This window comes from Pseudocitrobacter sp. CD920760, from assembly GCF_057782505.1.
Genome location: NZ_CM173490.1, coordinates 5,042,408 through 5,065,162, shown reverse-complemented (window position 1 = coordinate 5,065,162; position 22,755 = coordinate 5,042,408). Strand labels below are relative to the sequence as shown.

General features: G+C 53.6%; 26 protein-coding genes. 10 read left to right on the top strand and 16 right to left on the bottom strand.

Annotated elements, in window-relative coordinates; translation table 11 throughout:
- Window positions 1-287: 287 nt before the first annotated feature.
- From AC1MKH_RS23895 to AC1MKH_RS23845, 11 genes are all read right to left on the bottom strand, one after another.
- Window positions 288-3,059 (bottom strand): DUF927 domain-containing protein, encoded by a 2,772-nt coding sequence (locus AC1MKH_RS23895; RefSeq protein ID WP_327621819.1) that lies wholly within the window; start codon window positions 3,057-3,059, stop codon window positions 288-290.
- A 14-nt stretch (window positions 3,060-3,073) separates the two neighbouring features.
- Window positions 3,074-3,664, bottom strand: a complete 591-nt coding sequence (locus AC1MKH_RS23890; protein WP_327621820.1) for a hypothetical protein — start codon at window positions 3,662-3,664, stop codon at window positions 3,074-3,076.
- Window positions 3,661-3,861, bottom strand: coding sequence for a hypothetical protein (locus AC1MKH_RS23885; RefSeq protein ID WP_213720911.1), 201 nt, complete (start codon window positions 3,859-3,861; stop codon window positions 3,661-3,663). Before AC1MKH_RS23885 ends, AC1MKH_RS23890 begins: the two co-directional genes overlap by 4 nt.
- Entirely contained in the window at window positions 3,858-4,136 is a 279-nt protein-coding gene (locus tag AC1MKH_RS23880; RefSeq protein ID WP_252074797.1) for a hypothetical protein, read from the bottom strand. Before AC1MKH_RS23880 ends, AC1MKH_RS23885 begins: the two co-directional genes overlap by 4 nt.
- Window positions 4,133-4,930 carry a host cell division inhibitor Icd-like protein gene (locus AC1MKH_RS23875; protein ID WP_327621821.1) on the bottom strand — a complete coding sequence of 266 codons (798 nt, stop codon included), beginning with the start codon at window positions 4,928-4,930 and terminating at the stop codon, window positions 4,133-4,135. The genes AC1MKH_RS23880 and AC1MKH_RS23875 overlap by 4 nt, the downstream gene beginning before the upstream one ends.
- Window positions 4,923-5,765: an antA/AntB antirepressor family protein gene (locus AC1MKH_RS23870; protein WP_327621822.1), complete on the bottom strand. Its 843-nt coding sequence runs from the start codon at window positions 5,763-5,765 to the stop codon at window positions 4,923-4,925. The genes AC1MKH_RS23875 and AC1MKH_RS23870 overlap by 8 nt, the downstream gene beginning before the upstream one ends.
- Before the next feature lie 13 nt (window positions 5,766-5,778).
- Window positions 5,779-6,213, bottom strand: coding sequence for a hypothetical protein (locus tag AC1MKH_RS23865; RefSeq protein WP_327621823.1), 435 nt, complete (start codon window positions 6,211-6,213; stop codon window positions 5,779-5,781).
- The gene (locus AC1MKH_RS23860; protein ID WP_045620576.1) at window positions 6,213-6,431 is read right to left on the bottom strand and encodes a helix-turn-helix transcriptional regulator; all 219 of its coding nucleotides are present in this window, start codon (window positions 6,429-6,431) and stop codon (window positions 6,213-6,215) included. The genes AC1MKH_RS23865 and AC1MKH_RS23860 overlap by 1 nt, the downstream gene beginning before the upstream one ends.
- Before the next feature lie 578 nt (window positions 6,432-7,009).
- Window positions 7,010-7,660, bottom strand: coding sequence for a hypothetical protein (locus tag AC1MKH_RS23855; RefSeq protein WP_210943555.1), 651 nt, complete (start codon window positions 7,658-7,660; stop codon window positions 7,010-7,012).
- Complete coding sequence (locus AC1MKH_RS23850; RefSeq protein ID WP_327621824.1) at window positions 7,657-8,925, bottom strand: tyrosine-type recombinase/integrase; 1,269 nt, start codon at window positions 8,923-8,925, stop codon at window positions 7,657-7,659. The genes AC1MKH_RS23855 and AC1MKH_RS23850 overlap by 4 nt, the downstream gene beginning before the upstream one ends.
- Before the next feature lie 190 nt (window positions 8,926-9,115).
- Window positions 9,116-9,979 carry a YicC/YloC family endoribonuclease gene (locus tag AC1MKH_RS23845; RefSeq protein WP_276219138.1) on the bottom strand — a complete coding sequence of 288 codons (864 nt, stop codon included), beginning with the start codon at window positions 9,977-9,979 and terminating at the stop codon, window positions 9,116-9,118.
- Between the two features lie 125 nt (window positions 9,980-10,104).
- Here AC1MKH_RS23845 and rph point away from each other — a divergent pair, with 125 nt between their 5' ends.
- From rph to AC1MKH_RS23830, 3 genes are all read left to right on the top strand, one after another.
- Window positions 10,105-10,821: a ribonuclease PH gene (gene rph, locus AC1MKH_RS23840; RefSeq protein ID WP_276219136.1), complete on the top strand. Its 717-nt coding sequence runs from the start codon at window positions 10,105-10,107 to the stop codon at window positions 10,819-10,821.
- A 64-nt stretch (window positions 10,822-10,885) separates the two neighbouring features.
- Window positions 10,886-11,527, top strand: coding sequence for an orotate phosphoribosyltransferase (gene pyrE, locus AC1MKH_RS23835; protein ID WP_015962462.1), 642 nt, complete (start codon window positions 10,886-10,888; stop codon window positions 11,525-11,527).
- Window positions 11,528-11,825: 298 nt separating this feature from the next.
- Window positions 11,826-12,785 carry a reverse transcriptase family protein gene (locus AC1MKH_RS23830; protein ID WP_276219133.1) on the top strand — a complete coding sequence of 320 codons (960 nt, stop codon included), beginning with the start codon at window positions 11,826-11,828 and terminating at the stop codon, window positions 12,783-12,785.
- Here the strand turns inward: AC1MKH_RS23830 and slmA are convergent.
- The 3 genes from slmA to coaBC form a co-directional block, all read right to left on the bottom strand.
- Window positions 12,782-13,378, bottom strand: a complete 597-nt coding sequence (gene slmA, locus AC1MKH_RS23825) for a nucleoid occlusion factor SlmA (RefSeq protein WP_108476537.1) — start codon at window positions 13,376-13,378, stop codon at window positions 12,782-12,784. The two genes, AC1MKH_RS23830 and slmA, sit on opposite strands and share 4 nt — an antisense overlap.
- A gap of 153 nt (window positions 13,379-13,531) precedes the next feature.
- On the bottom strand, window positions 13,532-13,990 hold the full coding sequence (gene dut, locus AC1MKH_RS23820) for a dUTP diphosphatase (protein WP_015962466.1): 459 nt from the start codon (window positions 13,988-13,990) through the stop codon (window positions 13,532-13,534).
- On the bottom strand, window positions 13,968-15,188 hold the full coding sequence (coaBC, locus tag AC1MKH_RS23815) for a bifunctional phosphopantothenoylcysteine decarboxylase/phosphopantothenate--cysteine ligase CoaBC (RefSeq protein ID WP_108476561.1): 1,221 nt from the start codon (window positions 15,186-15,188) through the stop codon (window positions 13,968-13,970). Before coaBC ends, dut begins: the two co-directional genes overlap by 23 nt.
- A 173-nt stretch (window positions 15,189-15,361) precedes the next feature.
- On the opposite strand from coaBC, the gene radC reads away from it, so the two are divergent.
- From radC to mutM, 4 genes are all read left to right on the top strand, one after another.
- Window positions 15,362-16,027 (top strand): RadC family protein, encoded by a 666-nt coding sequence (gene radC, locus AC1MKH_RS23810; protein ID WP_276219128.1) that lies wholly within the window; start codon window positions 15,362-15,364, stop codon window positions 16,025-16,027.
- A gap of 219 nt (window positions 16,028-16,246) precedes the next feature.
- Window positions 16,247-16,483: a 50S ribosomal protein L28 gene (gene rpmB, locus AC1MKH_RS23805; protein WP_002436699.1), complete on the top strand. Its 237-nt coding sequence runs from the start codon at window positions 16,247-16,249 to the stop codon at window positions 16,481-16,483.
- Window positions 16,484-16,503: 20 nt separating this feature from the next.
- Window positions 16,504-16,671, top strand: a complete 168-nt coding sequence (gene rpmG, locus AC1MKH_RS23800) for a 50S ribosomal protein L33 (protein ID WP_003024094.1) — start codon at window positions 16,504-16,506, stop codon at window positions 16,669-16,671.
- Window positions 16,672-16,769: 98 nt separating this feature from the next.
- Complete coding sequence (gene mutM / locus AC1MKH_RS23795; protein ID WP_276219124.1) at window positions 16,770-17,579, top strand: bifunctional DNA-formamidopyrimidine glycosylase/DNA-(apurinic or apyrimidinic site) lyase; 810 nt, start codon at window positions 16,770-16,772, stop codon at window positions 17,577-17,579.
- Between the two features lie 37 nt (window positions 17,580-17,616).
- On the opposite strand, the gene coaD is transcribed toward mutM, so the two are convergent.
- On the bottom strand, window positions 17,617-18,096 hold the full coding sequence (coaD, locus tag AC1MKH_RS23790) for a pantetheine-phosphate adenylyltransferase (protein ID WP_276219122.1): 480 nt from the start codon (window positions 18,094-18,096) through the stop codon (window positions 17,617-17,619).
- A gap of 7 nt (window positions 18,097-18,103) precedes the next feature.
- Window positions 18,104-19,381 (bottom strand): lipid IV(A) 3-deoxy-D-manno-octulosonic acid transferase, encoded by a 1,278-nt coding sequence (waaA, locus tag AC1MKH_RS23785; RefSeq protein ID WP_231825904.1) that lies wholly within the window; start codon window positions 19,379-19,381, stop codon window positions 18,104-18,106.
- 402 nt (window positions 19,382-19,783) lie between these two features.
- Between waaA and rfaQ the strand changes: the two genes are divergently transcribed.
- Genes rfaQ through rfaP form a run of 3 tightly spaced genes read left to right on the top strand, consistent with a single transcriptional unit; the run spans window position 19,784 to window position 22,744 of the window.
- The gene (gene rfaQ / locus AC1MKH_RS23780; RefSeq protein ID WP_276219119.1) at window positions 19,784-20,833 is read left to right on the top strand and encodes a lipopolysaccharide core heptosyltransferase RfaQ; all 1,050 of its coding nucleotides are present in this window, start codon (window positions 19,784-19,786) and stop codon (window positions 20,831-20,833) included.
- On the top strand, window positions 20,830-21,954 hold the full coding sequence (locus AC1MKH_RS23775) for a glycosyltransferase family 4 protein (protein ID WP_276219117.1): 1,125 nt from the start codon (window positions 20,830-20,832) through the stop codon (window positions 21,952-21,954). Before rfaQ ends, AC1MKH_RS23775 begins: the two co-directional genes overlap by 4 nt.
- Window positions 21,947-22,744 carry a lipopolysaccharide core heptose(I) kinase RfaP gene (gene rfaP / locus AC1MKH_RS23770; RefSeq protein ID WP_276219115.1) on the top strand — a complete coding sequence of 266 codons (798 nt, stop codon included), beginning with the start codon at window positions 21,947-21,949 and terminating at the stop codon, window positions 22,742-22,744. Before AC1MKH_RS23775 ends, rfaP begins: the two co-directional genes overlap by 8 nt.
- Window positions 22,745-22,755: the final 11 nt, after the last annotated feature.

Here is a 22,755-nt window from a genome sequence, read left to right as displayed (position 1 = left end):
GTGTTGTCTCAGTTGTCTTTGTTGTCTCACGGCGCTACAGGCCGCGCCACGTCTGGGTTTTGCTGAGACAACATTGATGGTTTTGTGTTGTCTCACGCAGGGTCAATGTTGTCTCACTGCCAGCCAGGCAAAAAATCACACTTTCACTATGTTGTCTCAAAACAGCTAAATGTTGTCTCGCTGTTGTCTCAGAAAATGAAATAAAATCCTTATAAATCAATTAAATTTACAAATTGAGACAACAAAGACAACTGAGACAACACTAAAACTACGTATGTGAAAAAAGATCACTCCTCTGGCTGGCTGGTTTCCTCTGCCATGAAGTTGAGCACATAAACGCGGATTTGCCTGCCATCCTCGCGCACACGTCCCTGATAACCTCGCCCGCTCGTTGGTGGTGTTAGCATTCCTGCATTCTTGAGAACTTCGGCAAACTGCCTGGCATTGAATCCCCGTGCGATCTCCTGCTCGAAGGTCGCCGGGAAGGTGTAAAAAATTATCGGGTCGCTGTCGTGGTTCCCCTTCTTCCTGTACCCGGCTAAATCACGGATCGGTAAATCACGGGGGTCATAACCCAGCGGCGCGTAGCGGCTCAGGCCATGAGCATTCAAAAACGCCTCCGTCTGCTCAATTATCTGCTGGTGCTCTTTGTTGCCCGTGCCGAACTCGCGCAGCCAGGCATTGTAGCTGTGCTGTATCGCATCACGGCACGTCTGATCGTCCCATCCGGTAACAACCTCACCCAGCAATAAAGCCGCCTCCAGAATGGCAAAACGTGCGGCCACGCGGTGTACCTGCTCGCCATAGTCAGCAGGAATAAGGCTGCGCCAGCGGGTTTCACAGTCACGAACGGTATCAATGGCCTGCTGCTGGTGGTCTGCCAGCCACCCGATCCACTCCCGCCCGGCAGCGCCGTGATGGTGCTGGTAAGCGTCTTTCAGCGCGTCGGCGTGCTGTTTGCCGTTCTGGTGGTCGTGGAAGCGCACCGCCTTACTCAGCGGGATATTCAGCAGGCGCACCAGTTGCCCGGCTTTGGTCTTGCGTCCGGCGGTGGCGATGAAGGTTTCTAAGTCCATTTCCCCGGTACTGATCGCCACGGTGCGCCAGCGTTTTAAATCCCGGTTTCCCCCTTCCTTCGCCCCCTGCAATTTCCCAACGCCATTAAACAGGGCATAGGCAGACTGAGAAACGCTTATCGGGTCTGCGCCCTGTCCGACTTCATCCAGTGGCATCAGCCCGTCATTGTGTGCGGCGGCTTCGTTCGCCAGCCCCAGCGCCGTGCCGTACCACGTCAGGCGTAGCAAGTCCGGGTTGCCGTACAGACTGCTGGCAACGTTTGCTGTGGTGGTTTTACCCGCGCTCGATTGCTCATAGAAGTGAATGCCGAATCCGTCAGCGCCAGCCAGCCCGATTAACGGTGCTGCAAGTGCGGCGGCAATGCCTGTCATCATCGCGTAGTTACCGTATGCCAGACGCGCAACACTCTTACGCCAGCTCTCTGAGGTTCCCGCCACGGTGTACCCGGCAGCGGCAGAACTGCGGCCACTGAATAAAACGGGTTGTGCAGGTGCGCCGATAATCTCCCCGTCCGGCATGATGTATGCCCCGCACTGCCAGCCTGTAGCATGAGCAACGCGCCACAATTCACGCGAGCCGCTCCGCTGTAGCCAGTCTGCAAGAATCGCCCGTAAACTGTTTTTCGTGGTGACGTTGACGCCGCCCGCTTTCAGGGTACGCCAGCCTTCACGCTCGCCAATATCAGCCAGCGGGATAGCTGCTGTTGTCGGTATGCCTGCGCCGAATGCCAGCCATGAGATAATAAGATACTGATCTTTGTCGTCGCGTCCCGTACCGATAACCTCCATCGGTGAGGCCAGCCAGCTTTCAGCGTTGATAACCTTCCCGCTTTCCTTGTCCACCTTCGGAGTCACCCAGAAAACGCCATCTTTGCGGCTCTCAATGCGGGGTTTTAGCGGGTCTTTCTCTGGCTGGTCAGTTTTACCGCCCTCAATGGCCTGTAGTTGTGGTTTCACGCATTCCCCCTGCGGCTGGTACATCGAATCGTTAATCGCAGCCGTAGCGACTTCCAGCCCGTGTTGCTGGTGGTAGTCGTTCCAGTCAGCTTTGCTGTCAGTCGGTGGCAGCGATACCCAGCCAGCCACGGATAAAGCTGCTTTCTCTGCGGCCTCCTTCCCGATGTTGGTGGCTCCGGTTTCGGAGGCTGCTGTAGGGTGGTCGTTATCTGCGGCGATAATAATTTGCGACTGCGGGTATTTCCGGCGCATTACTCCGGCAACGTGGATCAGGTTCCCGGCGTCAATTGCCGCCACTGTGAGCGCGTCATGGCGCATCAGGTGAACGGACAGGGCGGTAGCCAGCCCCTCGGCAATTAAAACGCTCTGCGGCGATTCTGCCGCGTTTACGGCATGGTATGCCCCGCGCTTTGCTGAACCTGTCAGGAGGCGCTTTTCTCCCTGTGGGGTGATGGTCTGTGCGGCTGCCACTGCGCCGGACTCATCCACCAGCTCAAGCAGGACTGAACCATCAGGCAATAGCGGGAAAGTGAATCCGTCCAGCCCCTTAGCCATCAGATATTCAGATTCGCCCTGTGCGACACTCTGGCGCATTCCGGCATACAGACGGGCAAACGTAGCCCTTCGCTGCTCTGCGTCGTCTGCTGCCTGTTGCTGGCGCTCCTGCTCACGCTGCTGGCGGTCAGCTTCCAGTTGCTCCCTTCTCTGGCTCGCTGCCGCCGGGTCGGTTTGCGCTGCCCGGTAATCAATACCCAGCACATCAGCGGCAAGCTGTGCCGCCTCTGTGGTGTCGCAGTTGTTCACCTTCTTAATCAGGTCTAAGCCGTCGCCCGCGCCGCATTGGTTACAGATAAAGCTACCGCGACCGTTGTCGTCGAACCGGAAGCGATCCGTACCGCCACATGCAGGGCAGGGGGCATGACGGCGTGATGAATCAGGCACGTCGATAGACAGGCCAGCCAGCACATAAGGCCAGTTACCAGCGGCGGCGGTGGTCACTTCGCGGATAAGGTCGATATTACGCATTCGTGTTACCTCCCTCAGTGCGCCGCTGGCATTTCAGGCCAGCCGTTTTCATCCAGATCAGCAATGAATCCATCATGTAGCTCTGCCAGCGTTTCACGTCCGAACGGGGTCAGCTCTCCGCGCTCCGTATCCAGCATGGCCTGATAGAACACAATGGCGTTCTCCGTCCCCTGCTCAGTGCCGTAGCGTTCAATCAGTGCGCCCTCGATGTTGTTTGCCATCGCCAGCCGTTCAGCAAACGGATAAATCACCATGCCCGCATTACCATTGGAGTAAATCGCCACCTGCGATGATGTGCCGTCAGGTTCAGTGACGGAGGTGGTGCCGTTCTCGCGCTTCATCTCAGAAACGAACGTCGCAGCAATCAGCCAGCGCCACATAGTGACGTTATGCTGCGCGGTGAAGTCGAACCAGCCACGCGCCCCGCCGTCAGCCACTGCCAAATGCAGGGCAAATCCTTCATCGGGGATTTCGTCATACCTGCCGCTATCGAGATGAGTTACCGCGTCTGAATAGGGAACAAGGCAAACATGCTCATACATTCCGGCATCATTGCGGGTCATGATATTGACGCCGTGCGGTGTGGCTTCTGCGCGATAATTCATGCCACCACCTCTATGCTCTTGCTGATTTTTCGCTGCTGTACACAAATAATTGCCCCAACGCTCCAGCCGTTGCGCTGTGCTTCGTGGGTCATTTGCAATTTGGCATCACTCGAACTGACGGCATTGCCGTACCATGTGACCGGGATCGACGCTCCTGAACCATCAAAACAGGTTGCGGTAATTCGGAACTGTTTCATTTGTCCGCCTCCAGTCTCGCCTGGCACTCTTCAGCTCTTGTCACGGAGTGAATCTCAAACAACCACGCATACAGCTCGTCACGTTCCGCACTCGCTGTTATTCCGGGCATAATCTCCGTCAGCACATGGCAAAGGCCAGCACGTACACGCAAAAGGCGGGCGCGTGAAACATTCTCCGGGGTGTGTAGTTCGGTGATTTCACCGCAACCCAGCGCGGCACGAATGCGGTTACTTACTGCTGTTGCTTCCTCAATCTGGTCAGGTAACTGGCTCATGCTGCCACCTCCAGACGGATGCGGCCTGCAAAGAAACAGACGTGATCCCGCGCCAGAGTGCGGCGGGCTTCGCGCTCAGTTTCAGCAGCAATGTGATGGATTTTGGCGGTAATTGTCGGCATATCGCGGCGAACGGCTGCGATTAACCAGATAAATTGAGAATTTTGGGTAGGGGTAGTAGCCATGATGGCAGCCTCTATACAGTGAATTTTGAATTCACCACCAAGAGACGCCAATCTCAGACTGGTGGTGAGCTGAACAAGGTTGGCGTAACCGGCCTGTATAGACACCGGCCTTCCTTTCGGAAGCCTCATCCAGCCCACCATAATTTGGGTGCGCAGGAATTTTGCCGACAAAAAAACACGCTTAGTGCGTGTCGGCACTATACAGGTTATCGGGACGCCAATCCCGGCACCAGATTTTGCTGGTGCGCTATAACCATAAACCGGGTTGGCGATAGTCAGCAAGCCCTTTTTTATGGACTCCAGAAACTCACCTTCGCGCGTGCGCGTACTGTTGCATAAATTCCCTGCATCTAGTGGTGATGTCAGAAAAATCTTCCCGCCTCGTGTTGTGATGTTGGAAAAATCTTCCTCGCGTAGTGACCCCGCAAAAATCTTCGCGCGCGTACTGGTCTCGAAACTCTCCTCGTCACCACGACGAGAAAATGAGGAGCTGGCATTAGCTGGCACTGTTATGCCAGCTTTACCCTCACACGTATGTGCGATCCCGCGTAAGGCGTATATCAGGTCAGCCAAGGGAAAGACTTTATTCTGGACGGCGGCATTAAGCATGATTAGCCCCCAAATGCTTAGCTAACCAGCGCTGAGAAAGGCGGATTAGTTCGGCTTTACGCTGGTCATATCCCATGCCCATATCAATCAGCGTAATGTTGGTACTCTCCAGATAGGTAAGGTGCTCCAGTTGCCCGGCGTTCATGCTGTCCCGTGGTTCGCCAATAATGCTATTCGCCTGCGCCCACTGCTTCGCCGTCATGCCACCCAAAACAATGCGGGCGATCATATTACTCTCGTTGCTGTAGTGGCGAGCCTGCGTCTGTTTACCCTGTTCTGCGCGGGCGCTTTCCAGTGCTACGCACATCGGTTTAAACAGGTTGGCGGCACCGATACGGGCTTTGAGCTGGCGGCGATACTGAGCGGCAATCTCTGGCACGCTGCGCTGTAGGGCTTCTTCACACTGAATAAAGTAACGGCGAACGGCGCGACCTTGTTCGTTTCGCTCAACCATTGCCAGTTCTTTAGCCATTCCCAGAGAAAGGCCATAATCTTTACTGCGACGGTCGCCGCCACGCTTTGTCACCCATCCGGGGCTACCCTGTTCAAAATTTGAACTTTGATTCCTGAAATCTGAGGAATCAAAAACCACGTAATCAGCACTCAGGCTAAAGCCATATTCATCAATGCGTAGTTTGATCCAGGTTGAAAAGTCGTTACCTACTCCGAGCGCTTTATGCAGTGCCTTAGCGCTAACAATACTGGCCTCACGCCCGCCAATTTGACCGGAAATAACGGGAACAATCGCGGCAAAGTCATTATTGCTATGTTCGCCCTGGCAAGCGTTGGATTGTGGGGCGGCCTCCGAATTGAATCGGCTTTTTTCGATAGTCATATTTTCGGCTCCGTTATGCGGCGTTAAACGCGTCCGGGTAGAGGTTCAGAATGTCGGTAATATCCTGCTGAGATAACCCGTGATGTTCATTAATTGCGGCGTTATGGTTCACAAGCTGGATCACCTTGAGAACATCGCCACGGCAGGAAAAGCGGTAGCGCAGGTGTGCGCCGATACCATCCGGGTTTTTCTCGTCGATACGCTCCAGTTGAATATCAAGCTGGCGCTCCAGTTCAGACGCATAATTACGCCCGGACGAAAGGCGGCAATAGCGAAGAATGTCGTTTTCTGTCCATCCCTCTACGCCAGTGCGTAGCATGTAGACGCGGGCGCGGTGCTTCTTCGGTGTGCGGCGTGGCGCTTGTGTGGTGGGCGCTGGTGGCGTAACATCAGATCCGCGAATATCTATGTTAGCCGCCTGCTGTACGGGGCGGTTTTTCTTTTCCATTACGCCACCTTCCCGCGACGTTCTGCCAGCCAGTTATTAATCTCTACCGCATCAAAGGCGGTCACGTTATCGGTGAGTTTCACCGGGCGCGGCAGTGTGCCGTTCTTCACCCAGCGATCAATAGTAGGCATGGAAACGCCCAGCAATTCCGGCATACGGAAGCGGCGAATATAGCCAGTGGTGGGAAGTGCTGATTGTGCTGCTTGATGTGCTGTCATGTGCTCATTAACTCCCGTGATAGCTGGTGAAGTTATGGGCAGTTTAGTGACTATTTATCCAGTTATTCCAGTGAAAATGGATTCTTTTGAAAGAAACGATATTTCTTTTGAAAGATTAATATTCCATTAAAAGATTGCCTTTGGTGAATGGGTTGCTGTTACGCTTATAAACAAGGACTTATCACAAATCATAAATTTATGATTTCTCATGTTTTTGCATCTTTTTCGAAGTTTTGGCATGTGTTTGCATCTTTAGTTATGTATTGATTTGGAGTGTTTTTTTGAACGCTGGTTAATAGCAGTGATGTTATATGAGTGTCAGTGAACCGCACTTAACGACACGCAACGACGCATAACAGCACGCATCAACGCGAAATCAATCATTGTTAAAAGGTACAGAATGGGACGGAATGAGACGGCTTCCCACGAACTATAATGAGACGTTTTAAGATGAACTAAGGTGAATTTATGTCGTGGTAACCTCGGGTAAGGCGAGGTAATGCCAGTAGAGTGAAAAACGAATATATGAGCTTGCGCCCCTAATGAGCGCATGCAATTTATTAAGGTACAGCTTATTTTTACTCAGGATTGTGTAAAGCTAAGAGAGCCTGCCTGGCCTTTGCCGCAAAAGCTGCCCTACTAATGCCTTTTTTGGAAATGCGTTCTGAGTCCAATAAATCGATCACATCCTTATAGATAGCCGTTACATTCGGTTTCCCTGAGTTAATGTATGAAGATGCGCCAGTTTTTTTTACCAGTAACTGGATAAGTAGGCCCATCATTTTCATTGTTCCGTCTTCTTCATCCTGTTTGCGGTGTTGCCCACGTCCGCTTCGGTTCGTCTCTTTAATGTAGTTCACAAGATGTAGGCCGCCTAAATTACGGGCTTTCTCTTCCCATCCTTTGGTTCCGCGTAAATCGTCGATAGCCTCAGTCACTTTTTGGGTGATTATTTCTGGCGTGCTCTCTTCCACAAATGGGAAAGCGGCTAAAAGAATATCTAGTGCGTTACATGCTTCATCTGTAGATATCTTTTTATCTCTGTACACCTTTAATGCTCTAGCAATTGCCCTTCTCGTATGGTCAACGTAATCATAATATTCTTCAGGAACATCACTTATTCTGGTCAAAGGGTTTAGCCCAGCAAGAGCTAAGGCCATCTCTTGTGGGGTTATTGAGACAGATACACAAAGCCTTTCAATTGGTGATTTTCTAAGGATATCTTTCATACTTTCCTTCGCTCTAAGTCAAATGGCGTAACGTTGTAATCCTCACCCTTCTCCAGTGCCACCAGCAAATCACACCACTGCGCCAGCGCTGCCCGCCGTTCGTCAAAATACTGGTGACGGTTATAGATACCCTCCACGCCTTTAATTTTGTGGTTGAGGCATCTTTCTGCGACTACCGGATCAACGCCCAGCGCGGCTAAATGGGTGCGGGCAGTGCGTCGGAAGTCGTGAATGGTGAAGTTAGGAACGTCCGGCATTTCATGGCGAACCTTTGCCAGCGCAACGGGCAGGGTACTTTCCTGAATATGGGGAATCATCCGGCTTTGCATCTTTCTGGCTGGCAGCACCCATGCTGTATTGCATGAGAACGTGTGAAGCTCCCGTAGCCATGCAACTGCTGGTGGGGGTAACGGTATGTCGATAGCATCGCCGTTTTTGCTGCGTTCTTCGGGTAAGTGCCAGATTGCCCGGTCTAGGTCGAACTCTTCCCAGCGGGCAGCGCACAATTCCATCTTACGCACGCATAAGGTCAGTAGTAGCTTGAAGGTAAGCTCGTTCTGGCGGCTGAATCCCTTCGCCATACGCATGGCCTGAAACAGCCTGATCAGTTCTTCACGGGTTAACCATCGGTCACGGGCAACCTCTTTCCCTCCAGCGTCGGCAACCTCAAACGCAGAACAGGGGTTTATCTCCAGCGCGTGTCGTTTAATCCCATAATCGAATATGCGGCGTGTCCATCTCAGCACGTCCGTTGCTATGGTCGGCGCTCCACGGTCAACAATACCTTTCAGCATGTCGTCGATATGGCGCGGCTTCACGTCCTCTACCTTCATGCTGCCAATGCAGGGGTTTATATCTTTGTCGATACGGCGGCGGAGTATATCGGGGTGCTTCCAGCGCGGCAGGATCTGACGCTCAAAGTATTCAGCGGCAAGTTCTGAAACGCGCATGGCGTTTCTCTCTGCTTCCATCTTCGCCAGCGCTTCGGCTTTCCGTTCCTGCTTCTCTCCCGCGACGTCATAACCCAGCGCAACACGCGCCGATAGCTCTTTGGCTGTCTCTCTGGCTTTTGATAGTGATAGCTCAGCATATGAGCCGATCATCATTGCGCGGGGTTTCCCAGCGAATTTATAGCGGAATCGCCAGACGGGGGTCTGGTAGTTTTCGCGGTATGAAAGATAAAGCCCGTTACCATCAGATCGCCCCTCGAATCGCTCCCCGGCCTTTATCCATGCGCGGATCTGCATGTCTGTAAGTTTTGGCATTTTGCGAATATCCAAAAGTTTAATAAGGGGTGTACACCTAGTTGAGTACACCTAACGCCGTAGGTACACCCAGGTGTACACGGCAATCATGCGCTTTGTTGCGTCGTTATGATAGCCCATGATAACAAAAAAGCCCGCTGGTTTGCGGGCTTGATGTGATTTATGCGTCGTCTTGAATCTTGCTGATAGTTTACTCGATATTCTGAATCTGCTCGCGCATTTGCTCGATCAGAACTTTAAGCTCAATTGCAGAATTCGTTACTTCCGCATTGATGGATTTCGACGCCAGGGTATTCGACTCGCGGTTAAATTCCTGCATCATAAAGTCGAGACGACGGCCCACGGCCTCTTTCTTCTTCAGGATGTTATAGGTTTCTTTAACGTGCGCTTCCAGACGGTCGAGCTCTTCGGCAACGTCGATGCGCTGCGCCATCAGCACCAGTTCTTGCTCGAGGCGGTTATTTTCCAGCTGAACTTCGGCATCTTCCAGTTTGGCGACCAGGCGTTCACGCTGCCATTGCAGAATTTCCGGCATGTGGGCGCGCACTTTGGCGACTTCATTGCTGACGCCTTCCAGTCGCTGCTCGATCAGCGCTTTCAGCGCCTGACCTTCCGTTTCACGGGCGATGATGAAGGAATCGAGGGCTTTATCCAGCGCCGAAAGAATTTCAGTGGTAATGGCGTCCAGATCCTGTTCCTGTGCTGCCATCACGCCTGGCCAGCGCAGAATATCGACCGGGTTAATCTCGCCTTCATCGCTCTGCATTTTGACCCAGTTTGCCGCGTTAACCAGCTGTTTAGCCAGTTTCTCGTTGAGGATCAGCTCGCCCTGCGCGCTGGCGTCAGGCTCAAAACGCAGGGTGCATTCGACTTTACCGCGCGTCAGACGCGTGCGCAGACGTTCGCGGACCACCGGTTCCAGGCTGCGGAACTGTTCCGGCAGACGGAAATAGGTTTCAAGATAACGCTGGTTCACTGAGCGCAGTTCCCAGGCGGCGCTGCCCCACTGGCCCTTGATTTCATGGCGGGCGTAGGCGGTCATACTGCGGATCATAGACGTTCCTGTTTTTAAAGGAGTGATGGAGGGATTATAGCTATCCCTCACCTGCCAGGATAGGAATAACCGCCGGAAGTCCGTATAATGCGCAGCCACATTCGTTTCAAGCCGGAGATTTTATCATGCGTCCAGCAGGCCGTAGCGCTAACCAGGTGCGTCCCGTCACCCTGACCCGTAATTACACAAAACACGCTGAAGGCTCCGTGCTCGTCGAATTCGGTGAAACCAAAGTCCTGTGCACCGCCTCTGTTGAAGAGAGCGTGCCACGTTTCCTGAAAGGTCAGGGCCAGGGTTGGATCACCGCAGAATATGGCATGCTGCCGCGCGCCACGCACACCCGTAACGCGCGTGAAGCGGCGAAGGGCAAGCAGGGCGGCCGTACCATGGAAATTCAGCGTCTGATCGCGCGAGCGCTGCGTGCGGCGGTTGATCTGAAAGCACTGGGCGAGTTCACCATTACCCTCGACTGCGACGTAATCCAGGCCGATGGCGGCACCCGTACTGCGTCTATCACCGGCGCTTGTGTGGCACTGGCCGATGCGCTGAACAAGCTGGTCGCTGCCGGTAAACTGAAAACCAACCCAATGAAAGGGATGGTGGCCGCGGTTTCCGTCGGGATTGTTGGTGGTGAAGCAGTATGCGACCTTGAATATGTTGAAGACTCGGCAGCAGAAACCGACATGAACGTAGTAATGATGGAAGATGGTCGCATGATTGAGGTGCAGGGCACCGCAGAAGGCGAACCGTTCAGCCACGAAGAGCTACTTACCTTGCTGGCGTTGGCCCGAGGGGGTATCGAATCCATTGTAGCGACGCAGAAGGCGGCGCTGGAAAATTGATTATTAAGGCGACTGATGAGTCGCCTTTTTTTTGTCCGTAGAAAAGTAAGTAAGGAGCGAATCCATGAAACCGTATCAGCGCCAGTTTATTGAATTTGCGCTTAGCAAGCAGGTACTGAAGTTTGGCGAATTTACGCTGAAATCCGGGCGCAAGAGCCCCTATTTCTTCAACGCCGGGCTGTTTAATACCGGGCGCGATCTGGCGTTGTTAGGCCGCTTCTATGCCGAAGCGTTGGTCGATTCCGCGATTGATTTCGACCTGCTGTTTGGCCCGGCCTACAAAGGTATTCCAATTGCCACCACCACCGCGGTTGCTCTGGCGGAACATCACGACCGCGATCTGCCGTACTGCTTTAACCGCAAAGAAGCGAAAGATCACGGCGAGGGCGGCAGCCTGGTAGGTAGCCCGCTCCAGGGGCGTGTGATGCTGGTGGATGATGTGATCACCGCCGGAACGGCGATCCGTGAATCAATGGAAATCATTCAGGCCAACGGCGCAACGCTTGCTGGTGTGCTGATCTCTCTCGATCGTCAGGAACGTGGCCGTGGCGAGATTTCGGCGATTCAGGAAGTGGAGCGCGACTACGGTTGCAAAGTTATCTCCATCATCACCCTGAAAGACCTGATTGCGTATCTGGAAGAAAAACCAGAAATGGCGGAGCATCTTGCCGCCGTTCGCGCCTATCGCGAAGCGTACGGCGTCTGATCCATCACGCTGCGGGTATCCGCCCGCAGCGTGATGTGCCGAATAGTTTTCCCCGCAATGCCCATGCTATGCTTTCTTTGTCAGCAGTGGCGATAGCGTTTCTGGAGTTATCCAGAAGGGTCGGCGAGTCGCCGACTTAACGCCCGCAGTTCACTCATATACCCAAAGTCGTTCCATTGTACCTCGGCACGTTTCACGTGCGCGCGCTGTCGCGCGAAGTACATTTCCACGCCTTCGGGATGGTTTTCGAGTATCGCCGCTGTTGGCACCCACTTTTCTCAGCGATGTGGAGCGTTGAATGGATGCGACCCGGGTTTGCCTTCTGGCGCTGGACTTATTTAGCTCTCCGGGCTGGAGCGCGAACGAGGAGATACGCAGGCTGTATGCACTCAGCAACAGCACGTCGAAGCATTACCGGGCTATCGTGTTGTCGAAGCGCGACGGTGGCGAGCGGCAGATCCTGGCGCCCGATTATTTGTTGAAAACGGTGCAGCGTAATATCCTGAAGAACGTCCTCGCGCATTTCCCTGTTTCCCCCTTTGCAACGGCTTATCGCCCCGGCAGTACTGTGGTGCACAACGCGCGGCCTCACCTTTCTCAATCGCAGATTCTGAAGCTCGACATTGAAGGTTTTTTCGACAATATCAGTGGGTTACAGGTGTGGCGGGTTTTCCGGCAGACCACATTACCCAACGCGGTGGTGACGATGCTGACCCACCTTTGTTGTTATCGCGATGCGTTACCGCAGGGGGCGGCCACCTCGCCGGCGATCTCGAACCTGGTCATGCGGAGTTTTGATGAACGGATGGGTCGCTGGTGCCAGGAGCGCCACATTGCCTACACGCGTTACTGCGACGATATGACCTTTTCCGGCGAGTTTTCCGCCCGGCAGGTGCGCATTAAAGTCGCTGCGCTGTTGGCTGAAAGGGGGTTACGGCTGAATCAACGCAAAACAGCGCAGATACCCGCGCATAAACAACAGACGGTGACGGGTATCGTGGTGAACGAAAAGCTGCAACTTTCCCGCGAACAGCGGCGATTGTTGCGTCAGGAAGTGCATTTCTGCCGGAAATTTGGTGTTGCGTCGCACCTTAGCCGCAGCGGACAGCCGACAGAATCGGCGCTGCGTTATCTTCAGCGTTTGCAGGGGAAAATAGCCTGGCTGCTACAGATTAACCCGGACGATCGCGCGTTCAGGCAGGCGCTACATGATGTGCAGCAAATGATAAGGCAGATTGCTCTGCCTGAGACACGTTAGCGAAGCTGCGTGGCCATGAGCGGCCAGCGGGCGTCAAAATCGTCGGTGGGGCGATATTTGAATTCGCTGCGGACAAAGCGAGAGAGCATTCCTTCACAGAAGGCGAGCAGCTGGCTTGCCAGCAGGGTTTCATCCGTCTCGTAGCCTTCACCTTCACGCATTTTTCGCTCGCGCAGCACCTGACGCAGCTGGGCTTCAATGCGTTCAAAAAGCTGATTGATGCGCCCCTGCAGGCGGTCCTGCTCGAACATCAACGCGTGTCCGGTGAGAATTCGAGTCAGGCCAGGATTACGCTCACCAAACCCGAGGATCAGCAGAACAATCAGGCGCAGACGCGCGGTGGTGTCCTTTTCATCTTTTAAAATCAGGTTGATGCGGGTAATCAGGCTATCTTCGATAAACTCGATAAGGCTATCGAACATGCGTGTTTTGCTGGGAAAGTGACGATAGAGCGCCGCTTCGGAAACGCCAACTGAAGCTGCCAGTTTTGCCGTGGTAATGCGTTGGCTACCATCACTGGATTCAAGCATCAGCGCCAGAGATTGAAGTATTTCTTCGCGACGATTCCGTTTCGCAGTTTGCTTTTCTGCCATGTTCTAAAATACCCCTGAAAATAAATGCTCGTCAGGCAGACATCCACACAGTGACCGCAAATCCGAATTTGCAGTGATGTTATTGCATTATGACGCTGTGGGATGCGTTTAAATGTCTCTGCCCCGCATGAAGCCGGACAGAGACAGGACCGGTTACTGACGCCCGGAGTGGCCGAAGCCGCCTTCGCCACGTTCGGTGGCATCGAAATCTTCAACCAGATTAAACTCGGCCTGCACGACCGGGACAATAATCATTTGTGCGACGCGTTCACCAGGTTCGATGGTGAAGGTGGTTTGCCCACGGTTCCAGATAGAGACCATCAGTTGCCCCTGATAATCAGAATCAATAAGACCGACCAGGTTGCCCAGAACGATACCGTGTTTATGGCCCAGACCCGAGCGCGGCAGCATCATCGCCGCCAGAGAAGGATCGGCGATGTGAATCGCCAGACCGGTCGGCAGCAGTGTCGTTTGACCCGGTTCCAGCACGATTGCGCTATCAAGGCAGGCACGCAAATCAAGCCCGGCAGAGCCAGGGGTTGCATAGGTCGGCAGCGGGAATTCCTGACCAATACGTGGGTCCAGAATCTTAACGTCGATTTTTTTCATCATAACGGGTAACGATCTCGTTCAGTAAAAGTTGGCCCAGCAGCGCTTTGCTGCTTAACGGTAAGCGTTTATCGCCGTCCTGCCAGAAAAGGTGTAATGCATTGTTATCGCTATTAAAGCCTTGATTTGCCTGTGATACATCGTTAGCGCAGATCAGATCGAGGTTTTTGCGGGCGCGTTTTTGCCGCGCATATTCTTCCACATTATTCGTTTCGGCGGCAAATCCGACGACGTAAGGGCGGTGCGTTTTCAGCGCTGCAACGCCTGCCACGATGTCCGGGTTTTTCACCATTTTGATAATAAATTCATCGCCCTGCGTGTCCTGCTTTTTAATTTTTTCATCGGCAATGATGGCGGCTCGATAATCTGCGACGGCGGCACAGCCAATGAAAATATGCTGCTTTTGCGCGCCAGCCTGCACGGCTGCGTCCATTTCCTGCGCGGTTGTCACGTCAATGCGCTGCACAAAAGCGGGCGTTGCGAGCGACACCGGACCGCTCACCAGGGTGACATTTGCGCCGCGCTGAGCGGCAGCCTCCGCAATAGCAAAGCCCATCTTGCCGGAGCTGTGATTGCTGATATAGCGAACGGGATCTAACGGCTCGCGGGTGGGGCCCGCCGTAATCATGATGTTCAGATGTTGCAGATCTTTGACAGGCGAAAAATGCGCCGCAGCCATATCGACGATGGTTAACGGGTCGAGCATGCGGCCTGGACCGATATCGCCACAGGCCTGGCTTCCGCTGTCCGGGCCCCAGATAAGCAGGTCACGAGATGCCAGAACTGACAGGTTATGCTGCGTGGCTGCCGCACGATACATCTGTTGATTCATCGCGGGCACTACGGCAACCGGCGATGGCGTCGCCAGGCAAATGGTGGAAACCAGGTCGTTAGCCATACCGGCCGCTACGCGAGCGATGAGATCCGCCGTGGCGGGGGCGAGAATCACGAGATCCGCCCATTTTCCCAGCTCGATGTGGCCCATTGCCGCTTCTGCCGCCGGGTCGAGCAGGCTGTCGGATACCGGATAACCGGAGACGGCTTGCAGGCTTAGCGGGGTGATGAAAGCTTTCGCCGCCTCGGTCATGGCAACGCGCACTTCGGCGCCACGGTCGCGCAAACGGCGCACCAGTTCGGGGGCTTTATAGGCCGCGATACCGCCGCTCACGCCGAGAACAATTTTTTTTCCGGCCAGGCTCATCATGATTCTTTCCTGTCGAGTTCATCTGAAAGTGGGATTTTATCACAATATTTTCGGGGTCGTGCGGTTAGGGAGTATCCACTTTGCGAGGGGCTACGCAAGAGTAAAAAGTGACCCGCGCAGGCCGCGCTTTGCTGTGGCAGGATGGCGAACATTGTCAGGGAGGAGGAGATATGGATAGCTCAGATACGCTGATGCCGCGCGAAAAAATGCAGAAAATGGGCATCGAATCACTGTCCGATGTGGAGTTGCTGGCGCTGTTTTTGCGCACCGGCACGCGGGACAAAGACGTCATGACCTGGTCGCGTGATTTACTGCATCATTTTGGCTCGCTGTATGAGCTGCTTTCGGCTTCGGAGCAGGAAATCACCGAACAATACGGTATGGGGCTGGCGAAGTGTGCGCAGCTAAAAGGCATTGCTGAGCTGGCGCGGCGCTATTTTAGCCTGCGGGTACTGGCGAAGAATGCGTTACTCAGCCCGGAGATGACGCGTGAATTTTTGCAAAGTCAGCTCAGCGACGAAATGCGCGAGATCTTTATCGTGATCTTTCTCGACAACCAGAATCGGGTGCTGAAACACAGCCGACTTTTTGCCGGCACACTCAGCCACGTGGAAGTGCATCCGCGCGAAATTGTACGAGAAGCCATCAAAGTGAACGCTGCGGCGGTGATCCTGGCGCATAATCATCCTTCAGGAAGTGCTGAACCCAGTAAATCAGACAGACTTATCACCGAAAGGGTGGTAAAATCATGCCAATTCATGGATATACGCGTCCTTGACCACCTCGTTATTGGGCGTGGTGAGTATGTCTCTTTTGCCGAACGCGGCTGGATTTAGCCGATTATTACGCGATCCACCGGGATCTTTGTCTGTTCGGGACTTGAGCATAACGCCGGGTCAGCGTATACTACGCCACCTTTGAGAATCTCGGGTTTGGCATTTGGGCCTGGCAATCGAGAGTTCACTTAGAACTATGCGATGACCGGGCTGTAAAGCCTGACGAGGCGCCGATACCCCATACGAAGCTCGAGCTAATTTGATTTTTGGAGAATAGACATGTCCCGAGTCTGCCAAGTTACTGGCAAGCGTCCGGTGACCGGTAACAACCGTTCCCACGCACTGAACGCGACTAAACGCCGTTTCCTGCCGAACCTGCACTCTCACCGTTTCTGGGTTGAGAGCGAGAAGCGTTTTGTCACCCTGCGCGTATCTGCTAAAGGTATGCGTGTAATCGATAAAAAAGGCATTGATACAGTTCTTTCTGAACTGCGTGCCCGTGGCGAAAAGTACTAAGTACTTAGAGGAAATAAATCATGGCTAAAGGTATTCGTGAGAAAATCAAGCTGGTTTCTTCTGCTGGTACTGGTCACTTCTATACCACCACGAAGAACAAACGTACTAAACCGGAAAAACTGGAACTGAAAAAATTCGATCCAGTTGTCCGTCAGCACGTTCTGTACAAAGAAGCTAAAATCAAATAATTTTAGATTCGATGTCACGAAAAACCTCGCCTCGGCGGGGTTTTTTGTTTTCTGGCCGTCCCCATATTGAAGACATCAGTTAAACAGTCGGAGACGCTATGCCTGAATTACCCGAAGTTGAAACCAGCCGCCGCGGGATTGAACCGCATCTGGTTGGCGCAACCATCCAGTATGCGATTATCCGCAACGGACGCCTGCGCTGGCCCGTCTCCGATGAAATTCACCGCCTGAGCGACAAACCCGTTCTCAGCGTCCAGCGTCGCGCCAAATATCTGCTGCTGGAGCTGCCGGATGGCTGGATTATCATCCACCTTGGTATGTCGGGTAGCCTGCGCATATTGACGGAAGAACTCCCGGCAGAGAAACACGACCACGTTGACCTGGTGATGAGCAACGGCAAAGTGCTGCGATATACGGACCCACGCCGCTTTGGCGCCTGGTTATGGACCAAAGAGCTGGAAGGGCACAACGTACTGGCGCATCTCGGTCCTGAGCCGCTGAGCGACGAATTCAACGCAGAGTACCTGCAACAGAGGTGCGCGAAGAAGAAAACGGCGATTAAGCCCTGGCTAATGGATAACAAGCTGGTCGTTGGGGTGGGGAACATCTATGCCAGTGAATCGCTGTTTGCGGCGGGGATTCATCCTGACCGACTCGCCTCGTCGCTGTCGCCGCAGGAGTGCACGCTGCTGGTAAGCACCATTAAGGCGGTCTTGTTGCGTTCGATTGAACAGGGCGGAACCACTCTGAAAGACTTTCTGCAAAGCGATGGTAAGCCGGGCTACTTTGCCCAGGAGTTGCAGGTGTACGGTCGCAAGGGAGAGTCGTGTCGGGTTTGCGGAACGCCGATTATCGCCACCAAACACGCACAGCGCGCGACATTTTATTGTCGTCAGTGTCAGAAATGAGTGGGTTGCGAGCCGGATGACGTCATCCGGCAAACGGCTATTTGAGTTTTTCCATTAACGCCTGATGGACGTTAGGCGGCAGAAAGTCGGTGACATCGCCCTGATGACGCGCCACCTCTTTGACTAAAGAAGAGGAGATAAACGACCACTCTTTTGACGGCATCAAAAACACGCTTTCCAGTGCCGGCATCAGATGACGGTTCATGTGCGCCAGCTGCATTTCATATTCAAAATCCGCCACCGCACGCAGGCCGCGAATCAAAATAGTGGCCTGCCGATCGCGAGCAAAGTTGGCCATCAAATCGCTGAAACCGACAACTTCTACGTTATCCAGATGCGCAATCGCCTGTTGTGCCAGCGCGACGCGTTCATTGAGATCAAACATCGGTTTCTTGCTGGGGCTGGCGGCAATTGCCAGAATCACCCGATCGAACATTTTGCTCGCGCGGGTAATGATATCGATATGTCCGTTAGTGATGGGATCGAACGTGCCTGGATAAATCGCCCGTTTTTGCATGACAGCCTCAGTGCGCTCTGGGTGGCAGATAAGGTTCCAGCAGTTGCAGCATGCGCTGTAACGCGCCCTGGTTTTGGTAGAGCACTTCAACTGCGTGTCGACCGTAGAAGTTACGATAATCTTCGTCGGTCAGTAAAGAGGAAATCTCTTTCGCCAGCGACGCGGCGTCGGTCACCGTGATCAGACCGCTGGCCTGATCGAGACGCGCGCAGATGTCTTTAAAGTTGAACGTGTGTGGCCCCATGAGCACCGGAATGGCGTGCGCCGCCGCTTCCAGCGGGTTATGACCACCACGCTCAACCAGCGATCCGCCCACAAAAGCGAGGTCTGCAATACCGTAAAGCAGCATCAGTTCGCCCATCGTGTCGCCCACCACAACCTGGGTGCCCGCCGAAGGAACTTCGCCAGAGGAGCGAGTGATAAAGCTTAAACCTGCCTGGCGCACCAGATTGATGGTGTCCGGGAAACGTTCCGGATGGCGCGGGACCAGAATCAACAGCAGGTCGGGGAAGGTTTTCAGCAGTTGCTGATGCGCTTCCAGCATGATGCTCTCTTCGCCTTCGTGCGTGCTGGTGGCAATCCATACCGGCCGATGCGGCGCCCACTGGCGGCGCAGGGTAATGGCTTTCGTCGCCAGCTGTGGCGTCACGGAGATATCAAACTTCAGGCTGCCGGTAACCGAGAGCTGATTGCGTTTTGCACCCAGCGCAATAAACCGTTCGCCGTCTTCTTCGTTTTGCGCGGCAATGAGCGTTATACGGCGCAACAGCGTCTGCACAAACTTGCCGAGTTTGGCATAACCCGCCGCAGAGCGCGCAGACAGGCGTGCGTTGGCAATCACCAGCGGGATTTTACGTTTATGCAGTGCGGCAATCAGGTTCGGCCACAGCTCGGTCTCCATGATCAGCACCAGCTTGGGGTCGACTTTATCGAGAAAACGGCTGATGGCGTCCGGGAGATCGTAAGGAAGATAAACGTGCTGTACGTCGCTGCCGAAGGCGGAAAGGACGCGCTCAGAGCCGGTTGGCGTCATAGTGGTCACGGTAATCGGCAGGTCGGGATAGCGATGGCGCAGTGCGCGCACCAGCGGAATGGCGGCCAGCGTTTCGCCGACGGAAACCGAGTGCAGCATAATGCCGCCCGGCGTCAGCGGCTTACGATAAAAACCGTAGCGCTCGCCCCAACGTTTGCGGTATGCCGGCGCTTTACGTCCACGCACCCAAAGCCGTATCCAGATCAAAGGCTGAATAAGGTAGAGGAGTGATGTGTAGAGCAATTGGAGCATAGTACGCAGCTGGCTTAGGAATGTGCTGAGGATTCTAAGTATTTAGCCCAACCTTTACCATCATTTTTGCCGATTTGAGCTGATTTAGCGGGAAAAATGCCTTTGCGCCATTAAACGTTAAACTATATTTGCTTTTTTATATGATTAATTGAGGTTGTTCCGGTGCGACCCAACGGTCTTGCCCTTAAACAAAATCACTTATGCAATCATATTACTCATTGTTTTAACAGAGAATATACTTAAGCAAGGTTAAAAAATATTCAATTCGGTTTGCTTAGGAATAAGTGATACACTAAGCCGCAATTAGAGCACGACGTCAGTATTCAGGTAACTGTGAGCCTGGGGCGGTAGCGTGCCTTTTTTTCAATTCCGACTGGTTATTATCATCATAAAGAGCCGCTTGTGGAAAAAACGTTCACCCGAATTCTGGTTATTAAAATGCGTTTTCATGGGGATATGTTGCTGACTACGCCAGTTATCAGCACGCTGAAACGTAATTACCCTGATGCGAAAATCGATATGCTGCTGTATCAGGATACGATCCCCATTATTTCGGAAAATCCGGAAATCAATGCGTTATATGGCATCAGCAATAAAGGCACAGCGGCAACCGCGAAAATAGCGAATTTTTACGGATTGGTGAAAACCCTGCGAGCGAATCAGTATGACCTGATTGTCAATCTGACCGATCAATGGATGATTGCGGTGCTGGTGCGTTTGTTGAACGCCAATGTCAAAATCTCCCAGGATTTCGCCCATCGCCAGTCGGCATTCTGGAAAAAAAGCTTTACCCATCTTGCGCCGTTTCAGGGCGAACACTGCGTGCTACGCAACCTTTCTGCGCTGGCACCGCTGGGGTTAACCCAAACCTGTCAGGAAACATCCATGCCCTATGCGCCGGAACATTGGGAGCGTATGCGACAGCAACTGGATGCTTTCGGAGTGGGTGACAACTATGTCGTCATTCAGCCGACCGCGCGCCAGCCGTTCAAGTGCTGGGATAACGATAAATTCGCGCAGGTCATCGATTCGCTCCAGCAGCGTGGCTATCAGGTGGTGTTGACCTCCGGGCCCGGCGCGGAAGACCTCGCCTGTGTAGAAGATATCGCGGCACAGTGTGCATCTCGCCCGGTGACGGGCCTTGCGGGTAAAACGCGCTTTCCCGAACTGGGCGCGTTAATCGACCATGCCGTACTGTTTATTGGTGTCGATTCGGCACCCGGTCACATTGCCGCTGCGGTAAAAACGCCGGTGATTTGTCTGTTTGGCGCGACTGACCATGTTTTCTGGCGTCCGTGGACCGAAGACATTATTCAGTTCTGGGCCGGGAATTATCAGGCGATGCCGCCGCGCTCGCAGCTCGATCGCAATAAAAAGTATATGTCCGTTATTCCTGCTGCCGATGTGATTGCGGCAACGGAGAAAATGTTGCCGTCGGGAGAGGCGCTATGATTGTCGCCTTCTGTCTCTATAAATATTTTCCGTTCGGTGGCCTGCAGCGCGATTTTTTGCGCATTGCTCAAACCGTGGCGGCGCGCGGTCATCACGTACGCGTTTATACGCAATCCTGGCAGGGCGACTGCCCGGCTGAGTTTGAACTGATCACCGTTCCGGTGAAATCGCGGACCAACCACGGGCGCAACGCTGAGTATTACGCGTGGGTGCAGGCGCATCTGAAAGCGCATCCGGCGGATCGTATTATTGGTTTCAATAAAATGCCGGGTCTGGATGTGTATTACGCCGCCGACGTTTGTTATGCCGAGAAAGTGGCGCAGGAGAAAGGCTTTTTCTATCGCCTGACGGCCCGCTATCGTCACTATGCGGCGTTTGAACGCGCCACGTTTGAGAAAGGCGAACCAACGCAACTATTGATGCTGACGAATAAGCAAATCGCCGATTTCCAGAAGCATTATCAAACCGAACCTGAGCGCTTTCATATTTTGCCGCCGGGGATTTACCCGGATCGTAAATATAGTCAGCAAATTCCCGACGCCCGCGCGGTTTATCGCGCGAAAAACGGTATTGGCGAACACGATTTCCTGCTGCTTCAGGTCGGTTCCGATTTCAGCCGAAAAGGCGTGGATCGCTCGATTGAAGCGCTCGCGGCGTTACCGGATGCCCTTCGCTGCAAAACCACGCTGTATGTTGTGGGTCAGGATAAACCTGGGCGATTTGAGGCGCTGGCAACAAAGCGAGGCGTGCGTGAGAACGTCCACTTTTTCTCGGGGCGTAACGACGTCTCTGAACTGATGGCCGCCGCCGATGTTTTACTGCATCCGGCCTATCAGGAAGCGGCCGGGATTGTGCTGCTCGAGGCGATTACCGGCGGGCTGCCGGTGCTGGTAAGTGAAGTTTGCGGCTACGCGCACTACATCGCGGCGGCAAACTGCGGCGAGGTACTGGGTGAGCCCTGGAAGCAGTCGGCGCTAAATGATGCGCTACGCAATGCATTGACGAATCCGCAACTCCGCCAGGCATGGGCTGAAAATGCCCGCCATTACGCGGATACGCAGGATCTCTACAGCCTGCCTGAGAAGGCGGCTGATATCATAATTGGTGATGTTCATGGTTGAGTTGAAAGAACCTCTTGCGACCCTCTGGCGCGGAAAAGATCCGTTTGAAGAGGTGAAAAAATTGCAGGGGGAAGTTTTCAGAGAGCTGGAAACGCGCCGTACGCTGCGTTTTGAACTGGCCGGGAAAAGCTACTTCCTGAAGTGGCACCGCGGCACCGCGATGAAAGAAGTGGTGAAAAACCTGCTTTCCCTGCGTATGCCGGTGCTCGGCGCAGACAGAGAGTGGAACGCGATTCATAAATTGCGCGATGTCGGCGTGGATACCATGTGCGGTGTGGGTTATGGCGAAAAAGGTCTGAACCCGGTGCGCAAAGTGTCGTTTATCATCACCGAAGATCTGACCCCGACCATCAGTCTGGAAGATTACTGTGCAGATTGGGTCAACAATCCGCCGCAGCCGCGCGTAAAACGGATGATCATCAACCGTGTCGCGACGATGGTGAGAAAGATGCACCTGGCGGGGATTAATCACCGAGACTGCTACATCTGCCACTTCCTGCTGCATCTGCCGTTTGATGGCCACGAAGAGAACCTGAAGATTTCGGTTATCGACCTGCATCGCGCACAAATGCGCAGCCACGTGCCGCTGCGCTGGCGCGATAAGGACCTGATTGGGCTCTATTTTTCTTCGATGAATATCGGTTTGACCCAGAGAGATATCTTCCGCTTTATGAAGGTTTATTTTGCTAAGCCGCTGCGGGAGATTCTTATCCAGGAAAAAGATCTGATCAGTCGCGCTGAGAAAAAAGCTGAATATATTCGTGAGCGGACAATAAGAAAATCACTTTAAAGATAGCCATT